This window comes from Serratia sarumanii, assembly GCF_029962605.1.
Taxonomy (GTDB): domain Bacteria; phylum Pseudomonadota; class Gammaproteobacteria; order Enterobacterales; family Enterobacteriaceae; genus Serratia; species Serratia sarumanii.
Window position 1 is genome coordinate 2,196,324 of record NZ_CP124750.1, and the last position, 16,721, is coordinate 2,213,044.

Genomic DNA, 16,721 nt, shown 5'->3' on the forward strand with positions numbered 1-16,721 from the left:
TCGGCCTGCGGAGCCTTGCGCCTTACAGCTGAAACGGCACGCGTTTGACGAAGTCCTTCTGAAACGCGTTTGCCTTCTCCCAGGTGCCTTCCATTGCATATTTTTGGCAGATCAGCGTCAGCGTGTGGCGAGCGAAGTGGTAGCTTTGCACCCGAAAAAGCTGGCAGCGCTGTGGGTTGTTGATCTCGACGATCAGCCGGTTGTGCAGCTTGCTGAGCGCATGCAGGTAGCTGTCGTCGTCGCCGTTCTCCAGACACAGATTGGCCATGGTGAGGCTGACGCTGTTGTACCGCTTCAGGTGGTCGATATTGCATTCCGGGCGCCGCAGCGCCGCTTCGGCCATGTAAAAGTCCACCGTGGCATCGCGCACGCTGAATTTGTAGTCATCAATCTTGCCCAGCAACCATGCGTTGATCGAAAGAGTCATTGGCTTCGCGCTCAAATTACAATTGAATGATAATCATTATCATATAAACTGCCGCGTTGCCGATCAATCCCCGGCGCGGCGTTTTTTCATCGCGCGGGGGTGTAAAAGGCCGTCGACGACCCAATTTAATCCTGAGCGACTAAACTTTAACCTGAGGGTGCGCGCTTGCGCCGCGCCACGAAATGCCGATAAACGCACATTTACGACAGACAGAATGCAGAAATAGGTATTTTCTATGAATGTTTAGATCGGCAACGCCCCGCGGCGCTGTAACGCTGACGGGCCACCGGGGAGTGCGGTACGGTGATGCAGGATAGAGAACAAATTCATAGGGATAGCATGCACGCCTTGCCGCCAGACGCCGCAAGTCGCCACGGGTGTCCCGTTGGCTTGCCGCGCGCCGCAGCGAAAAACCGCGCTCGCGGCGGATACCCCCGCAAAACAAACGGTTGAAGTGATAATCGTTATCACTAACATATAAGCAACCCAGATTGGCTGTGGCCAAACACGAGTGTGAGGTAGACCCTATGCAAACGGAAAATGTCGGCACTTTTTCTCTGGATGAAAATGTCTGGCAAGGCATTTCGCTCAGCGACAGCGCCGTACGACAAATAACCAAACTGATGCAGCAGGATCCGCAGGTGAAAGGGCTGCAGCTAGGGGTGAAACAATCCGGCTGCGCCGGCTTTGCCTATGTGCTGGATCTGACCCGCGAACCCGCCGATGACGATCTGCTGTTTGAGCGCGACGGCGCCAAACTCTATGTGCCGCTGAAGGCCATGCCGTTCATCGATGGCACCACGGTAGATTACGTCCGCGAAGGGCTGAATCAGATATTCAAATTTAACAACCCTAAAGCTCAGCATGCCTGCGGGTGCGGCGAGAGCTTTGGCGTTTGAGCGATGCAATCAACATGACACGAAGCAATGTAGAAATGCCTAATGAAGTGCAGGCTTGGGTCAGCGAAGGTCGCTACAAAGAAGGTTTCTTCACCCAGTTGGCAACCGATGAGTTGGCCAAAGGCATCAACGAAGAGGTGGTGCGCGCCATCTCGGCCAAGCGTAACGAACCCGAGTGGATGCTGGAATTCCGCCTCGAGGCCTACCGCGCCTGGCTGCAGATGGAAGAGCCTCACTGGTTGAAGGCCAATTACGATCGTCTGAACTACCAGGACTACAGTTACTATTCGGCGCCGTCCTGCGGCAGCTGCGACGACGCCTGCGGTTCGCAACCCGGCGCGGAGCAGCAACCGGGCGCGGCGACGGAAAAAGATTACCTGACCAGCGAAGTGGAGCTGGCGTTCAACCAGCTCGGCGTACCGGTGCGCGAGGGCAGCGAGGTGGCGGTGGACGCCATCTTCGACTCGGTCTCTGTCGCTACCACTTACCGTGAAAAACTGGCGGAGAGCGGGGTGATTTTCTGCTCGTTCGGCGAAGCGATCCAGGAATACCCGGATCTGGTGCGTCAGTACCTGGGCCGCGTGGTGCCGTCCAACGATAACTTCTTCGCCGCGCTGAACGCCGCGGTGGCTTCCGACGGCACCTTCGTTTATGTGCCGAAGGGCGTACGCTGCCCGATGGAACTGTCGACCTACTTCCGCATCAACGCCGCCAAAACCGGCCAGTTCGAGCGCACCATCCTGATCGCCGACGAAGGCAGCTACGTCAGCTATATCGAGGGCTGTTCCGCCCCGGTGCGCGACAGCTATCAGCTGCACGCGGCGGTGGTGGAAGTGATCCTGCATAAAGACGCCGAAGTGAAATACTCGACGGTGCAGAACTGGTTCTCCGGCGGCGAGAGCAAGGGCGGCATCCTCAACTTCGTCACCAAGCGCGCGCTGTGCGAAGGCGCCGGCTCGAAAATGTCCTGGACCCAGTCGGAAACCGGCTCGGCCATCACCTGGAAATACCCGAGCGTGATTTTGCAGGGCGACAATTCGATCGGCGAATTCTTCTCGGTGGCGCTGACCAGCGGCCATCAGCAGGCCGATACCGGCACCAAGATGATCCACATCGGCAAAAACACCAAGTCGACCATCATCGCCAAAGGCATCTCCGCCGGCCACAGCGAGAACACCTATCGCGGCCTGGTGAAAATCCTGCCGGGGGCGGAAAACGCCCGTAACTTTACCCAGTGCGACTCGATGCTGATCGGGCCGGACAGCGGCGCCCACACGTTCCCTTACGTTGAAGCGCGCAACAACAGCGCTCAGCTGGAGCACGAAGCCACCACCTCGAAGATCGGCGACGACCAGCTGTTCTACTGTCTGCAGCGCGGCATCAGCGAGGATGACGCCATTTCGATGATCGTCAACGGTTTCTGCAAGGATGTTTTCTCCGAGCTACCGTTGGAGTTCGCCGTCGAGGCGCAGAAACTTCTGGCCATCAGCCTGGAACACAGCGTGGGTTAATCGCCGCATTTTTAGCGCCGTCGGCGCTATCTGAGGACACAGCATGTTAAGCATCAAGAATTTGAAAGTCAGCGTGGAAGGCAACGAGATCCTCAAGGGATTGGATCTGGAGATCAAACCGGGCGAAGTGCACGCCATCATGGGGCCGAACGGCTCGGGCAAGAGCACGCTGTCCGCCACGCTGGCCGGGCGTGAAGAGTACGAAGTGACCGAAGGGGAAGTCACCTTCAAGGGCAAGGATCTGCTGGAGCTGGATCCGGAAGATCGCGCCGGCGAAGGCGTGTTCCTGGCCTTCCAGTACCCGGTGGAGATCCCCGGCGTCAGCAACCACTTCTTCCTGCAGACGTCGGTCAACGCGGTGCGCAAATACCGCGAGCAGGAGCCGCTGGATCGCTTTGACTTCGCCGATTTCATCGAAGAGAAAATCGCGCTGCTGGATATGCCGGCCGATCTGCTGACCCGTTCGGTCAACGTCGGCTTCTCCGGCGGCGAGAAAAAGCGCAACGACATTCTGCAGATGGCGGCGCTGGAGCCGGATCTGTGCATTCTCGATGAAACCGACTCGGGCCTGGACATCGACGCGCTGAAGATCGTCGCCAACGGCGTCAACTCGCTGCGGGACGGCAAGCGCGCGTTTATCATCGTCACCCACTATCAGCGCATTCTGGACTACATCCAGCCGGATTACGTACACGTGCTGTCCCAGGGGCGCATCGTCAAATCCGGCGATTTCTCGCTGGTGAAACAGTTGGAGGAGCAGGGCTATGGCTGGCTTACCGACCAACAGTAATTCAAACGCGCTGCAGCAGCTGTATCGCCTGTTCGAAGGCCGCGGCGGCGAGCGTTCGCCGCATGCGCTGGCGCACTGGCAGCAGGCGCTGCGCCTCGGCTGGCCAACGCGCAAGCATGAAAACTGGAAATACACGCCGCTGGAGAGCCTGCTGGAGCAGCAGTTCCTCGATCCGCAGCCCGCGCCGGTGAGCGCTGAGCAGCTGGAGGCGCTGGCGCTCGGCATCGATGCCTGTCGGCTGGTGTTTATCGACGGCCGCTACAGCGCCGCGCTGAGCGATGGCGATTTGGGCGACTACCAGTTCGAATTGACTGCCTACGGCACGCCGCAGGCGCTGCCGGAGCCGATCCAGCCGGAAATTTTCCTGCACCTGACTGAAAGCCTGGCGCAGGAAACCAGCCTGATTCGCTTGCCGGCCGGCAAGGTCCCTGCCCGCCCGCTGTACCTGCTGCATATCAGCAGCGGACGCGGCGCCACCGGGGAAGTGAACACCGTGCATCATCGTCACCATCTGGAGATCGGGCGCGGGGCCGAGGCGGAAGTGATTGAACACTACGTCAGCCTGGGCGAGGCCGCGCACTTCACCGGCGCGCGCCTGACCGCAAACGTAGCGGACAACGCCGGGCTGTTGCACTGCAAGCTGGCGTTTGAGAGCCAGCCGAGCTACCACTTTGCCCACAACGATCTGGTTATCGGCCGCGACGCGCGGGTGAAAAGCGACAGTTTCCTGCTGGGCGCCGGTCTGACGCGCCACAACACCAGCGCGCAGCTGAACGGCGAAGGCGCAAATCTGGTGATCAACAGCCTGGTGCTGCCGGTGGGCAAAGAGATCTGCGATACCCGCACCTATCTGGAGCACAACAAGGGCTATTGCGAAAGCCGCCAACTGCATAAAACCGTGGTCAGCGATCGCGGCAAAGCGGTGTTCAACGGCATGATCAAAGTGGCCAAGCACGCGATTAAAACCGACGGCCAGATGACTAACCATAACCTGCTGTTGGGCAAGGTGGCGGAAGTGGATACCAAGCCGCAGCTGGAGATCTACGCCGACGACGTCAAATGCAGCCACGGCGCCACCGTGGGGCGCATCGATGAAGAGCAGCTGTTCTATCTGCAGTCGCGCGGCATCGACAAACACGCGGCGCAGCAGATGATCATTTTCGCCTTCGCCGCCGAGCTCACCGAAGGCATCGCCAATGACACCATCCGGGAACGGGTGCTGGCGCGCATCGCCCAGCGCCTGCCGGGGGAGGCTGAATGAGTTATCCGATTGAACGCGTGCGCGGCGATTTCCCGCTGCTGGCGCGTGAGGTGAACGGCCAACCGCTGGCCTATCTCGACAGCGCCGCCAGCGCGCAGAAACCGCAGGCGGTGATCGACCGCGAGCTGGAGTTCTACCGCCACGGTTATGCGGCGGTGCATCGCGGCATTCATACCCTGAGCGCCGAGGCGACCCAGCAGATGGAAGCGGTGCGGGAACAGGCGGCGCGCTTTATCAACGCCGCCTCGGCGGAAGAAATGGTGTTCGTCAAGGGTACCACCGAAGGCATCAATTTGGTGGCCAACAGCTTTGGCCGCCACCTGCTGCAGCCGGGCGATGCGATTCTCATCACCGAGATGGAGCACCACGCCAATATCGTGCCGTGGCAGATGCTGGCGCTGGAGCGCGGGCTGCAGCTGCGGGTGTGGCCGCTGCAGCCGGACGGTACGCTGGATCTGGCGCTGCTGCCGGAGCTGGTCGACTCGTCCTGCAAACTGCTGGCGCTGACCGAGGTCTCCAACGTGCTGGGCACCGTCAACCCGGTGCGCGACATCATCGCCCGCGCCAGAGCCCTGGCGCCGGAGCTGACGGTGCTGGTGGACGGCGCGCAGGCGGTAATGCACCAGCGCGTCGATGTTCAGGCGCTGGACTGCGATTTTTACGTATTTTCCGGCCATAAGCTGTACGGCCCTTCCGGCATCGGCATGCTGTACGGCCGCCAGGCGTTGTTACAGCAGATGCCGCCGTGGGAAGGGGGCGGCTCGATGATCCGCCAGGTCAGCCTGACGGCGGGCACCACCTTCGCCGATCCGCCGTGGCGCTTCGAGGCCGGTTCGCCGAACACCGCCGGCATCATGGGGCTGGGGGCGGCGTTCGATTACGTCGAAGCCCTGGGCCTGAATGCGATCCACGATTATGAACAGTCGCTGATGCACTATGCGCTGGAGGCGCTCAGGCAGGTGCCGACGCTGAAAGTTTATGGTCCGGCCCATCGCGCCGGGGTGATCGCCTTCAACCTGGGGGAGCACCATGCCTATGATGTCGGCAGCTTCCTCGACCAGTACGGCATCGCCATTCGCACCGGCCATCACTGCGCGATGCCGCTGATGGCGTTTTATCAGGTGCCGAGCATGTGCCGCGCTTCGCTGGCGTTATATAATACCCGCGAAGAGGTGGACCGGCTGGTGGCCGGGCTGCAACGCATTCATCAGCTATTAGGCTAGGCCGGGGCGCGTCCCCGGCGGTACAAAAGGATCCCCATGGCGAATTTGCCGGACAAAGATAAATTGGTGCGTAATTTCTCCCGCTGTTTGAACTGGGAGGAGAAATACCTGTACGTGATTGAACTCGGCGCCAAATTGCCGCCGCTGGACGAGGCCGAGCGGCAGGCCGGCAACCTGATTTCCGGCTGTCAGAGCCAGGTATGGATCGTGATGCGCCGTGATGAGCAGGGGCAGGTCGAGCTTCACGGCGACAGCGACGCGGCGATCGTCAAAGGGCTGCTGGCGGTGGTGTTTATTCTTTATCGTCAATTGACGCCACAGCAGATCGTCGATCTCGATGTGCGGCCGTTTTTCAGCGAGTTGGCGCTCAGCCAACATCTGACGCCTTCGCGTTCACAGGGGTTGGAGGCGATGATCCGCGCCATTCGCAGCAAAGCGGCGCAGCTGGCCTGACCCATAACGGCCGCACCCTCAAGGCTCATTGATACCTTCGCTTTGTCAATGAGTCTTTACAATCCGCAGTTTTCCTCCTGGCAATGCTCCCAATTCAGTGATATTTCAGCAGCTTACCTATTGACGTTTCGTTGACAATCAGCGGCGGCGATTACGTTATAACATGTTGATTTTTAGAGGACTTATTGCCTTTGATACCAGCGTTGCTAGTATTAATCAGGTATTGTCTGATTTACCCACCGCCAGGCGCTCGTTAGCCTTGGGGGCGAACCGTCATAAAAAAATATAGGGATGATAATGAAACGTGCGTTGAGTTTAATGGGCATGGTCTTCGCCACCGTATTGGCCGGCACGCAGGCCGCCAGTGCGACCGAGTACCCGCTGCCGCCGCCGGACAGCCGTCTGATCGGTGAAAACACCACTTATACCGTGCCAAACGACGGCCGTCCGCTGGAGGCGATCGCCGCCGACTACAAGATCGGCCTGCTGGGCATGCTGGAAGCCAACCCTGGCACTGACCCGTTCCTGCCCAAGCCGGGTTCGGTGCTGACCATTCCGACCCAAATGCTGCTGCCTGACACCAAGCGTGAAGGGATCATCGTCAACCTGGCCGAGCTGCGCCTTTACTACTACCCGAAAGGCGAGAACAAAGTGATCGTCTATCCGATCGGTATCGGCCAGACCGGGATGCACACGCCGCTGGAGGTGACCTCCGTCAGCCAGAAGATCCCTAACCCGACCTGGACGCCAACCGCCAATATCCGTAAACGCTATCAGTCCCAGGGCGTGACGCTGCCAGCGGTGGTGCCGGCCGGCCCTGAGAACCCGATGGGGTTGTTCGCCCTGCGTCTGGCGATGGGGCGCGGTGAATACCTGATCCACGGCACCAACGCCAACTTCGGTATCGGCATGCGCGTCAGCTCCGGCTGCATTCGTCTGCGTCCGACGGATATCGAAGCGCTGTTCAATCAGGTGCCGCGCGGTACGCGGGTGCAGGTGATCAACGATCCGGTGAAGATTTCGGTTGAGCCGGACGGCAAACGCTATGTGGAAGTGCATCAGCCGCTGTCGCGGGTAGAAAGCGACGATCCGCAGACCATGCCGATTGCGTTGTCTAAAGCGGAGAAAGCCTTCGCTGCGGATGCTCAGACCGATCGCGCCGTGTTCGATAGCGCGGTTGTACGCCGTTCTGGCATGCCGGTGCTGGTCAACGTAGGGGAGAGCCCGTCGGCGGTGAGTTTGACGCCTGCAGCGACGCCTGAGGCGAATAAGAGCCCATTCAAGGCAGCGCCAATCAGTTCCGTGAACTAAGTTTGCAGGATTGTGTGGTCGAAGAGGGGTTCAGCGTGCTGAGCCTCTTTTTTTGCCTGCGGTGCAGGAAAAACCAGTCCAAGGGACAGGCAAAAAAAACGGCGCACAATGTGCGCCGTTTTCAATAACCAAAGCTATCTTACTTTTTGTAAGCGTGAGCTTGGTTGTCCAGACGCTGGTTAGCGCGTGCTGCGTCGTCTTTAGCAGCTTGAACGTCAGAACGCATTGCGTTCACGTCGTTGCTCAGCTGATCAACTTTAGCGTTCAGAGTCTGAACGTCAGAAGACAGTTGATCGATTTTAGCGTTGCTAGAGCAGCCAGCCAGCAGAGTGGAACCCAGGATTACCGCGCCCAGTACCAGTTTAGTACGATTCATTATAACACCCTCTAGATTGAGTTAATCTCCATGTAGCGTTACAAGTATTACACAAACTTTTTTCGAAAGAGAATAATTTTTTAGTGTTGAGGTGCTTTATTTTGATCGTTCGCTCAAACTTGCATCTGGTTTTACAAATTAGTTAAAAAAACGAGGGAAAACAGCCGGCTTCCATGGGACTACTCCGATTCTTTATTAGCTAAATAATGAGCGGATCGCGGTTGCGTTTTGAGAAAAATAGTTTACTGCCGATAAAAAAAACGCCGCAAAGCGGCGTTTTGATCAAGGCAATTATGTCACGTTTTATATTACAGCACGTGTACCGAGGCAGTGTTGGTGGTGCCGCTCGGCACCAGCGCGCCGGAAACCATCACCACGACGTCGCCTTTCTGTGCCAGGCCGCTGGCCAGGGCGGCTTCTTTACCGATGCGGTAGAAGTCGTCGGTAGAGGCGATTTCCTTGACCATCTGCGGGATGACGCCCTTGCTCAGCACCAGCTGGTGCGCGGTGGTTTCATTGGTGGTCAGCGCCAGGATCACCGCGTTCGGGAAGTATTTACGCACGGATTTCGCCGACTTGCCGCCGCTGGTGGCGACCACGATCAGCGGCGCGTCCAGTTTCTCGGCGGTTTCAACCGCACCGCGGCACACCGCTTCGGTGATGCGCAGCTTGCGGCGATCGTTCAGGGCGTCGATGCGGCTTGGCATCACGCGATCGGTACGCTCGCAGATGGTCGCCATGATGTTGACCGCTTCCAGCGGGTATTTGCCCTTGGCGCTCTCGCCGGACAGCATGACGGCATCGGTGCCGTCCAGGATGGCGTTGGCAACGTCGCCGGCTTCCGCGCGGGTAGGGCGCGGGTTCTTGATCATGGAATCGAGCATCTGGGTGGCGGTGATCACCACTTTACGCGCGCGGTTGCATTTCTCGATCATCATCTTCTGGGCGAAGATCACTTCTTCGACCGGGATCTCCACGCCCAAGTCGCCACGGGCAACCATGATGCCGTCGGACGCTTCGAGGATCTCGTCGAAGTTGTTCAGGCCTTCCTGGTTTTCGATCTTGGAGATGATCTGGATTTGCTCGCCGCCGTGGGCTTTCAGGTGTTCGCGGATCTCCAGCACGTCTGAGCGTTTGCGGATGAAGGACGCCGCCACGAAGTCGACGCCTTGCTCGCAGCCGAAGATCAGGTCGCGTTTGTCTTTTTCGGCCAGCGCAGGCAGCTGGATGGATACGCCCGGCAGGTTGACGCCCTTGTTCTCGCCCAGGTCGCCGTTGTTCAGCACTTTACAAACGACTTCGTTCTCGGTCACGTTGGTGACTTCCATGCCGATCAGGCCGTCGTCAACCAGCACGGTATTGCCGATCTTCAGGTCGGCGGCGAAGCCGGCGTAGGTGACCGCCACGCGTTCGCTGTTGCCGATCACGCTCTGGTCGGTGGTGAAAGTGAAGGTTTGGCCGGCGACCAGCGAGGCGTCTTTGCCGCCTTCCAGTTTCATGGTGCGAATTTCCGGGCCTTTGGTATCCAGCAGGATGCCGGCGTTGATGCCGGTTTTCGCCATCACGGCGCGCATGTTCTTGATGCGGTTGCCGTGCTCTTCATAGTCGCCGTGAGAGAAGTTGAGACGCATCACGTTCATGCCCGCATTGAGCAGGTTGGTCAGCATTTCTTCCGATTCGGTTTTTGGACCGATGGTACAAACAATTTTGGTCTTTTTCATGGCGGAGTTTTCTACAAGTTGTGATGGATAAAAAAACGAATTTGACCGGCGCGGTTTACGCCGGTAGGGAATTTGGGCCGTGCCTGGTGGTGAAAAACATAGTTAAGGATAGGTGACGACAGTTGAAGTGGGGCGGAAAAATTCAGCCCGCGCGGGGGCGCGGGGATGCTGCGCAACGGGGTAAGATCACATTGTGTTGTTATTGCGTTTTCGCAGATCAAGGGCTGAAACCATTCAACTGATAGACGTTGCGCATTATAAAGGCTAAGCGGCGGGAAACAAAATAAAAAACCGCGGCGGTGCGGCGGATATAGCAAAACGGGGCCAAATGTGGCGCAAATGCAACGCGTTGTGGGCCGTTTGTTGCGCAAATAACCTTTCTGTAAATATGGCTTACCGCGGTAGGGGGATTTCCAGCAGCACGCCGGCGCTCAGGCAGAAGCAGCCGCTGGCGACGTTGGCCGGCAATATCAGGCTCTCACCGGCCCGCACCACTCGCGTATCGCCGCCGAGAGTGAACTCGAATTCACCGGATATCACTCGGGTTTGCAGCGCGTGCGGGGGCTTTTGCAACTGGCCGAAGGCGCCGGCTTCGAAACGCACTTCCGCCGCCGGCGAACCGTCGCTCATCACGCCTTCACGGCGGGCAAGGCCATTGTCGAGCGGTAAAAAGGCGGTTTTGGCGGTAAAAGTGGTCATGTGGCGTTCCTGATGACGGTAGCACGGCGCGATCGACATAACGGGCAGGCGGTCGGGCAGAGACGAAATAACGGGAAGTATAACGCGACAGGGGGAGGTGAATCAGCAATATGGTGCGTCCGAGTGGACTCGAACCACCGACCCCCACCATGTCAAGGTGGTGCTCTAACCAACTGAGCTACGGACGCACTGCGCTGCTTCTGAAATTTGGTGCGTCCGAGTGGACTCGAACCACCGACCCCCACCATGTCAAGGTGGTGCTCTAACCAACTGAGCTACGGACGCACTGTACTGCTTCAGGAATTTGGTGCGTCCGAGTGGACTCGAACCACCGACCCCCACCATGTCAAGGTGGTGCTCTAACCAACTGAGCTACGGACGCATCTTTTCCTGCCTGTCATGGCTGACAGCGGGGACGAATATTAACGAGCTACCCGCGTGCTGGCAAGGGGAAAAGCGCAATTTTATTTGGTATTTCACGCGATTGCTGAGGTTGTGCGCAGTCCGGCGTTTTTTTCCGCAAACCGCAGCCCGGCCGGGGATGAAACCGGCCGGGCTGCGGATTCAGCGCGTGGATCGCTGCAGGATGACGGTGGTCGGCTGTTTCTGCAGCCAGCGCATGCGCAGCGCCATCATGATGGCGGCGAAGGTCAGGCCGATGATAAAGCCGATCCAGAAACCGCTCGGCCCCATCGCCGGCACCACCGCGTCGGTTAACGCCAGCAGATAGCCGCTCGGCAGGCCCAACACCCAATAAGCAATGAAGGTGATGAAGAAGATCGCGCGGGTATCTTTATAACCACGCAGCACGCCGCTGCCGATCACCTGGACAGAATCCGAGATCTGGTACAGCGCCGCCAGCAGCATCAGCTGCGAGGCCATCGCCACCACCGCCGGGCTGTCGTTGTACAGCAGGGCGATCGGTTCGCGGAAGGCGGCGGTAAACAGCGCGGTGCAGACGGCCATGGTGATGCCGACGCCGATGGCGGAGTAAGCGGCGACGCGCGCGCCTTCGACCGAGCCTTCCCCCAGACGATAACCGACGCGGATGGTGGCGCCGACGCCCAGCGACAGCGGCAGTACGAACATCAGCGCGCTGAAGTTAAGCGCGATCTGGTGGCCGGCGACCGCGACGATCCCCAGTGGCGACACCAGCAGCGCCACCACGGCGAACAGAGTGACTTCGAAGAACAGCGCCAGCGCTACCGGCATGCCGATGCCGATCAGGCGCTTCAGCGCCGCCCAGTCTGGGCCGCCGAGATCGCCGGTTTGGCGTTTGATGTCGCGCTGCGACGGCGCGCGCTTCACGTAGCCGCGCATCATCAGGAACATGATCCAGTAGACGCTGCCGGTGGCGACGCCGCAGCCGACGCCGCCCAGCTCCGGCATGCCGAATTTGCCGTAGATGAAGATGTAGTTGATCGGGATATTCACCAGCAGGCCGAGGAAGCCGATCACCATGCCGGGCTTGGTTTTGGACAGCCCCTCGCACTGGTTGCGCATCACCTGGAAGAACAGGTAACCCGGCGCCCCCCACATGATGGCGTGCAGATAACCGACGGCTTTATCCGCCAGCTGCGGATCGATGTTGTGCATCATGTCGATGACGAACTTGCAGTTATACAGCACGACGATCAGCAGCACGGACACGCCGGAAGCCAGCCAAAAACCCTGGCGCACCTGGTGAGCGATGCGATCGCGACGCCCGGCGCCGTTGAGCTGGGCGATAACCGGGGTCAGCGCCAGCAGCAGGCCGTGGCCGAACAGGATGGCCGGCAGCCAGATTGAAGTGCCGACCGCAACCGCCGCCATGTCGGTGGCGCTGTAAGCGCCGGCCATGATGGTATCCACCACGCCCATGGCGGTTTGCGATATTTGCGCGATGATGACCGGGATAGCGAGAGCCAATAAACTACGCGCTTCAATTAAGTACTTCTGCACGCATACACCTTTTCTATTTATATATGTGGGAGGGAGGGCTGCCGCGAGAGGACAACAATTAAAATAGCGGAATTTTGTCAAAAAGATTGTACCTGCTCGGCGTCGTTAAGCAAACGCCGCAGATAAATAGTTATTAAATGCGCAGCCATTCGTTTTTTGCCGTCGCGGATTTGGTTTTCAGCGCCAACTGGGGCAAACTGCCGATAGCGTTTTAACCTATTTAGTAAAAGAGGCACATATGTTCACCGGTATCGTACAAGGCACCGCGCCGCTGGTCGCCATTGATGAGAAACCCAATTTCCGCACCCACGTGATCGAAATGCCTGCCGAGCTGCTGCCGGGGCTGGAGCTGGGCGCGTCGGTGGCCCATAACGGCTGCTGCCTGACCGTCACCGCGGTGGAAGGCAACCGCGTCAGCTTCGATTTGATTAAGGAAACTCTGCGCCTGACCAACCTCGGCGATCTGGCGCTGGGCGACATCGTCAATATCGAGCGCGCGGCGAAGTTCAATGACGAAATTGGCGGCCATTTGATGTCCGGCCATATTATCTGCACGGCGGAAGTGGCCAAGATTTATACCTCGGAAAATAACCGGCAGGTATGGCTGCGCATGCCGAATGCCGAATTGATGAAATATGTGCTGCACAAAGGCTTCATCGGCATCGACGGCATTAGCCTGACCATCGGCGAAGTGGTGAATAACCGTTTCTGCGTGCACCTGATCCCGGAAACGCTGGATCGCACCACGCTGGGTAAGAAACGCCTGGGTGACAAGGTGAACATCGAGATCGATCCGCAAACGCAGGCGGTGGTGGACACCGTCGAGCGCGTGCTGGCCAATCGGGAAGCGGCGCTGGCGGCGGCGATGGCGCCGGCGCACAAAGACTGACAGCGATTCGGGCGTTGCCGCCGGAATCGAATCATAAGCAGAGAGGAGAAACGCGTGAAGTTTTATGGGAAAACGTTGTTGTTAACCGCGTTGCTGGCGCTGAGCGCCTGCAGCAGTTCGCCTGAGCAGGGCGCGAGCGCGCAAATGGCCGATGCGGATGATACCTGCGGCGCTTCGCAGTATCAAAACTTCGTCGGCAAACCGATGACCTCGCTGGAAGGCGTGCGGATCGACGCCAAGGTGCGCGCCATTCCGTACAACTCTGCCGTCACCATGGATTTCAACCTGCGCCGCCTGAACTTCCTTGGCGACAGCGACGATAAAATCATCCGCGTCTACTGCGGCTAAGCCGTACGCGTCGAACGAGCAAAAAAAGGCCCCGGCGATATTGCTGCCGGGGCCTTTTTTGTCGGGCAAGCGCTTAGCGGGCGACGCGGATGCCGCCTTCAACGCCTTTCGGGCTGAACACCACCTGCCACAGCTGCAGATCGCGCGCCCGGAACGCGCCGGCGCAGGCGTTCAGGTAATAGCTGAACATCCGCTCGAAGCGTTCGGAATAGCGCGGTGCAAGCTGCGGCCACGCCTGTTTGAAGCGCTCGAACCAGGCCATCAGCGTGCGATCGTAGTCGGCGCCGATGTTGTGCCAGTCTTCCATCACGAAATGGCCTTCGCTGGCTTCGGCGATATGGCTCACTGAAGGCAGGCAGCCGTTCGGGAAAATGTACTTGTTGATCCACGGATCGACGTTCATGTCGGTTTTGTTGGAGCCGATAGTGTGCAGCAGGAAGAGACCGTGCGGCGCCAGATTGCGTTCTACCACATTGAAATAGGTGCGGTAGTTTTTCGGCCCGACGTGCTCGAACATGCCGACCGAGACGATGCGATCGAACTGCTGATGCAGATCGCGGTAATCCTGCAGCAGGATCTGCACATCCAGCCCGGCGCAGCGCGCCTGAGCCAGCTTCTGCTGTTCTGCGGAGATGGTCACGCCGACCACCGATACGCCGTAATTTTTCGCCGCATAGGCGGAGAGGCCGCCCCAGCCGCAGCCGATGTCCAGCAAGCGCATGCCCGGTTGCAGCTGCAGTTTCTCGCAGATCATCCGCAGCTTGGCTTCCTGTGCCTCCTCCAGCGTGGTGGCGTCTTTCCAGTAGCCGCAGGAATATTGCATGTAAGGATCGAGCATCAGGGTAAACAGATCGTTGCCGAGATCGTAATGTTCTTTGCCGACGATCCAGGCGCGCTTTTTCGATTGCAGATTGGTCAGGCGCGCGGCGGCGATACGCAGGGTATCTTTCAGGTGGTGGGGGAGTTTCTTCTCCAGCCCGGCGCTGACCACGCGCTGGAAGAACATATCCAGCCGCTCGCATTCCCACCAGCCGTCCATATAGCTTTCGCCCAGGCCCAGCGAACCTTGCTGCAAGACGCGTTTAAAGAAATCGGGGTTTTTAACCTGAATATCGAAGGGGCGCGAACCGTTGATTTCAATGCCGGCCAGGCCGAGCATTTCGTGCGCGATACGGTACCACTGATTGTCCTGGATGCTCAGATCTTCTATACACGATGAACTCATAGCTTCTCCATCACCTTCTTCTGACTGATGACCCGTTAGGAAACAGCTTAGACAATTTCTGCGGGTGCATACGTTTACCGGCGGAAAATAGACCCGCGGCGTCTGATATCCGACTATGAACAGAGGAAATTTAAAGAAGCGACCCGGCGCGAACGGCGCGGGATAAACGCATCCTTAAAAAAAGAGTGTGACGCAAAGCGCGTACACAAGCGCTAATTGAGATATAGAGATTATAAGGTGTTACTTTACAAGGTTGTTTTTGAGTATAGGCGTGCCGAGGCGTTGACTCAACTGTAAATCGCACTCGGCACGCATATTCTTTAAGTGATTATTAAACTTGGCAATTATGACGCTGAGTTAGCATGTTCCCGCTGCGGCTTTTGCTGCGCATCGGCCGCTTTTCCACGCTGCAGGAAATACCCCAGCGCGGCCAGGATTACCGTAGACACCATCACCGTCACCGTCGCCAACAGCGGCTGGGCAATAAATGCCGACACCAGCATGCTCGCCACAAAGCACAGCCCCAACTGCAGCGTATTTTGCAGCGCGGCGGCCTTGCCGCTGCTTTCCGGGAACGGCATCAGCGCATTCGCCACCATGATCGGATAGCCGGCGCCGTTGACCAGCGCCATCACGCAGAATGGGATCAGCAGCGTGGTGAGCGTCGGATCGGTCAGGGTGGCCACCAGATACAGCGCCACCATGCTGACACCATAAGCTACCAGCAGCCACGGCAGCAGGGTTTTGCCGTTGATGCGCTTGAGCGCGGCGCGGCAGCCGTAGCCACCCAGCAGGAAGGCCAGCGTTTGCGGCACGTAGCTCAGGCCGATATCGCTCGGGCTGTAGCCCATGTCACCGAGGATGAACGGCGAGCCGGTCAGCCAGGCGAAGAAGCCGGCCGAGCAGGCGGCGTACATGGCGACGTTGCCGCTGAACACCGGGGATCTCAACAGTTGCCAGAAGCTGACGCTGTTTTTTGGCGCATCGGCGCTGGGTTGCGTTTTGGCGCGCTCTTTGAGCAGCAGCGTCGGCAGCAGCAGCAGCGCGGTGATGGCCAACAGCGCGGCGAAGATCGCGCGCCAGCTGGCGTGGTTCAGCAACCAGGCGCCGAGCAGCGGCGCCAGCGCCGGCGACAGCGCTACCAGCGGCATAATGGTGGCGAACACGCGGTTGGCCTGGCCTTCGCGGTAACGGTCAACCACCAGCGCTTGCCAGATGGCGGCGGCGGCGCAGACGCCGACGGCCTGAATAAAGCGCAGGATCCAGAGCTGCACGGCGTTTTCCACCCACAGCATGCCCAGGCAGCCGAGGGCGAACAGCGTCAGCCCGATCAATAATACCGGTTTGCGGCCCAGACGGTCGGAGAGCGGCCCCCACAGCAGCTGCGCAAAGGCGAAGCCGGCCAGGAAGATGCTCAGGCTGGCGCTCACCGCGCCGGCGGAAATTTGCAGTTCCTCCCGCATGGCGCCGAAGGCGGGCAGATACATATCGGTCGCCAGATAACCCAGCATGCTCAGGCCGGCGAGGTAGAACATAAAGCCAAAGGAATTTCGCATGGTATTTCTCGTTAATATTTTAATGTCGCAGGTTTTTAGCGCCGGCCAGTGTATCCGGCTGGATCTCTGCTTGTGAAACGGTAATATTTGC

The 16,721-nt window shown here is 58.9% G+C and carries 16 protein-coding genes and 3 tRNA genes; 9 read left to right on the top strand and 10 right to left on the bottom strand.

Annotation, left to right across the window (positions count from 1 at the left end; translation table 11 throughout):
* Positions 1–22: 22 nt before the first annotated feature.
* On the bottom strand, positions 23–427 hold the full coding sequence (locus SSARUM_RS10510; protein ID WP_004931369.1) for a hypothetical protein: 405 nt from the start codon (positions 425–427) through the stop codon (positions 23–25).
* A 527-nt stretch (positions 428–954) separates the two neighbouring features.
* On the opposite strand from SSARUM_RS10510, the gene sufA reads away from it, so the two are divergent.
* The 7 genes from sufA to SSARUM_RS10545 all read left to right on the top strand — a co-directional run bounded on the left by sufA (position 955) and on the right by SSARUM_RS10545 (position 7,875).
* Positions 955–1,326, top strand: a complete 372-nt coding sequence (gene sufA, locus SSARUM_RS10515; RefSeq protein ID WP_004931368.1) for a Fe-S cluster assembly scaffold SufA — start codon at positions 955–957, stop codon at positions 1,324–1,326.
* A gap of 14 nt (positions 1,327–1,340) precedes the next feature.
* A complete protein-coding gene (gene sufB, locus SSARUM_RS10520) occupies positions 1,341–2,837 on the top strand; it encodes a Fe-S cluster assembly protein SufB (protein ID WP_033638360.1) in 1,497 nt (498 codons plus the stop codon).
* 43 nt (positions 2,838–2,880) lie between these two features.
* A complete protein-coding gene (gene sufC, locus SSARUM_RS10525; RefSeq protein WP_016927936.1) occupies positions 2,881–3,627 on the top strand; it encodes a Fe-S cluster assembly ATPase SufC in 747 nt (248 codons plus the stop codon).
* Positions 3,602–4,888, top strand: a complete 1,287-nt coding sequence (sufD, locus tag SSARUM_RS10530) for a Fe-S cluster assembly protein SufD (protein WP_033638361.1) — start codon at positions 3,602–3,604, stop codon at positions 4,886–4,888. Before sufC ends, sufD begins: the two co-directional genes overlap by 26 nt.
* Positions 4,885–6,111: a cysteine desulfurase SufS gene (gene sufS, locus SSARUM_RS10535; protein ID WP_060429965.1), complete on the top strand. Its 1,227-nt coding sequence runs from the start codon at positions 4,885–4,887 to the stop codon at positions 6,109–6,111. The genes sufD and sufS overlap by 4 nt, the downstream gene beginning before the upstream one ends.
* Before the next feature lie 36 nt (positions 6,112–6,147).
* Positions 6,148–6,564, top strand: coding sequence for a cysteine desulfuration protein SufE (gene sufE, locus SSARUM_RS10540; RefSeq protein ID WP_060429967.1), 417 nt, complete (start codon positions 6,148–6,150; stop codon positions 6,562–6,564).
* A gap of 297 nt (positions 6,565–6,861) precedes the next feature.
* Positions 6,862–7,875 carry a L,D-transpeptidase family protein gene (locus tag SSARUM_RS10545; RefSeq protein ID WP_033638364.1) on the top strand — a complete coding sequence of 338 codons (1,014 nt, stop codon included), beginning with the start codon at positions 6,862–6,864 and terminating at the stop codon, positions 7,873–7,875.
* A gap of 139 nt (positions 7,876–8,014) precedes the next feature.
* Here SSARUM_RS10545 and SSARUM_RS10550 read toward each other — a convergent pair whose 3' ends face one another.
* The 7 genes from SSARUM_RS10550 to SSARUM_RS10580 all read right to left on the bottom strand — a co-directional run bounded on the left by SSARUM_RS10550 (position 8,015) and on the right by SSARUM_RS10580 (position 12,612).
* Positions 8,015–8,251, bottom strand: a complete 237-nt coding sequence (locus SSARUM_RS10550; RefSeq protein ID WP_004931354.1) for a major outer membrane lipoprotein — start codon at positions 8,249–8,251, stop codon at positions 8,015–8,017.
* 308 nt (positions 8,252–8,559) lie between these two features.
* Positions 8,560–9,972, bottom strand: a complete 1,413-nt coding sequence (pykF, locus tag SSARUM_RS10555; RefSeq protein ID WP_033638367.1) for a pyruvate kinase PykF — start codon at positions 9,970–9,972, stop codon at positions 8,560–8,562.
* Between the two features lie 393 nt (positions 9,973–10,365).
* Positions 10,366–10,671, bottom strand: a complete 306-nt coding sequence (locus tag SSARUM_RS10560; protein ID WP_033646294.1) for a cupin domain-containing protein — start codon at positions 10,669–10,671, stop codon at positions 10,366–10,368.
* A 111-nt stretch (positions 10,672–10,782) separates the two neighbouring features.
* Positions 10,783–10,859 (bottom strand) — tRNA-Val (locus tag SSARUM_RS10565).
* A gap of 20 nt (positions 10,860–10,879) precedes the next feature.
* Positions 10,880–10,956 (bottom strand) — tRNA-Val (locus SSARUM_RS10570).
* 20 nt (positions 10,957–10,976) lie between these two features.
* A tRNA-Val gene (locus SSARUM_RS10575) sits at positions 10,977–11,053 on the bottom strand.
* Positions 11,054–11,235: 182 nt separating this feature from the next.
* Positions 11,236–12,612, bottom strand: coding sequence for an MATE family efflux transporter (locus SSARUM_RS10580; protein WP_033638369.1), 1,377 nt, complete (start codon positions 12,610–12,612; stop codon positions 11,236–11,238).
* A 238-nt stretch (positions 12,613–12,850) separates the two neighbouring features.
* Between SSARUM_RS10580 and SSARUM_RS10585 the strand changes: the two genes are divergently transcribed.
* Together SSARUM_RS10585 and SSARUM_RS10590 are read left to right on the top strand one after the other, a co-directional pair.
* Entirely contained in the window at positions 12,851–13,501 is a 651-nt protein-coding gene (locus tag SSARUM_RS10585; protein WP_033638371.1) for a riboflavin synthase, read from the top strand.
* 54 nt (positions 13,502–13,555) lie between these two features.
* Positions 13,556–13,849, top strand: coding sequence for an I78 family peptidase inhibitor (locus SSARUM_RS10590; RefSeq protein ID WP_033648175.1), 294 nt, complete (start codon positions 13,556–13,558; stop codon positions 13,847–13,849).
* Between the two features lie 73 nt (positions 13,850–13,922).
* On the opposite strand, the gene cfa is transcribed toward SSARUM_RS10590, so the two are convergent.
* Positions 13,923–15,074, bottom strand: a complete 1,152-nt coding sequence (gene cfa / locus SSARUM_RS10595) for a cyclopropane fatty acyl phospholipid synthase (RefSeq protein WP_033638372.1) — start codon at positions 15,072–15,074, stop codon at positions 13,923–13,925.
* A 344-nt stretch (positions 15,075–15,418) separates the two neighbouring features.
* Entirely contained in the window at positions 15,419–16,630 is a 1,212-nt protein-coding gene (gene punC, locus SSARUM_RS10600) for a purine nucleoside transporter PunC (protein WP_060428189.1), read from the bottom strand.
* Positions 16,631–16,721 lie beyond the last annotated feature (91 nt).

Bases quoted from the DNA above. Each gene is read 5' to 3' on its own strand.
- pykF (WP_033638367.1), bottom strand. From the start codon at position 9,972: ATGAAAAAGACCAAAATTGTTTGTACCATCGGTCCAAAAACCGAATCG.
- sufA (WP_004931368.1), top strand. From the start codon at position 955: ATGCAAACGGAAAATGTCGGCACTTTTTCTCTGGATGAAAATGTCTGG.
- sufS (WP_060429965.1), top strand. From the start codon at position 4,885: ATGAGTTATCCGATTGAACGCGTGCGCGGCGATTTCCCGCTGCTGGCG.
- punC (WP_060428189.1), bottom strand. From the start codon at position 16,630: ATGCGAAATTCCTTTGGCTTTATGTTCTACCTCGCCGGCCTGAGCATG.
- sufC (WP_016927936.1), top strand. From the start codon at position 2,881: ATGTTAAGCATCAAGAATTTGAAAGTCAGCGTGGAAGGCAACGAGATC.
- cfa (WP_033638372.1), bottom strand. From the start codon at position 15,074: ATGAGTTCATCGTGTATAGAAGATCTGAGCATCCAGGACAATCAGTGG.
- SSARUM_RS10545 (WP_033638364.1), top strand. From the start codon at position 6,862: ATGAAACGTGCGTTGAGTTTAATGGGCATGGTCTTCGCCACCGTATTG.
- sufD (WP_033638361.1), top strand. From the start codon at position 3,602: ATGGCTGGCTTACCGACCAACAGTAATTCAAACGCGCTGCAGCAGCTG.
- SSARUM_RS10560 (WP_033646294.1), bottom strand. From the start codon at position 10,671: ATGACCACTTTTACCGCCAAAACCGCCTTTTTACCGCTCGACAATGGC.
- sufB (WP_033638360.1), top strand. From the start codon at position 1,341: ATGACACGAAGCAATGTAGAAATGCCTAATGAAGTGCAGGCTTGGGTC.
- SSARUM_RS10585 (WP_033638371.1), top strand. From the start codon at position 12,851: ATGTTCACCGGTATCGTACAAGGCACCGCGCCGCTGGTCGCCATTGAT.
- SSARUM_RS10510 (WP_004931369.1), bottom strand. From the start codon at position 427: ATGACTCTTTCGATCAACGCATGGTTGCTGGGCAAGATTGATGACTAC.
- sufE (WP_060429967.1), top strand. From the start codon at position 6,148: ATGGCGAATTTGCCGGACAAAGATAAATTGGTGCGTAATTTCTCCCGC.
- SSARUM_RS10550 (WP_004931354.1), bottom strand. From the start codon at position 8,251: ATGAATCGTACTAAACTGGTACTGGGCGCGGTAATCCTGGGTTCCACT.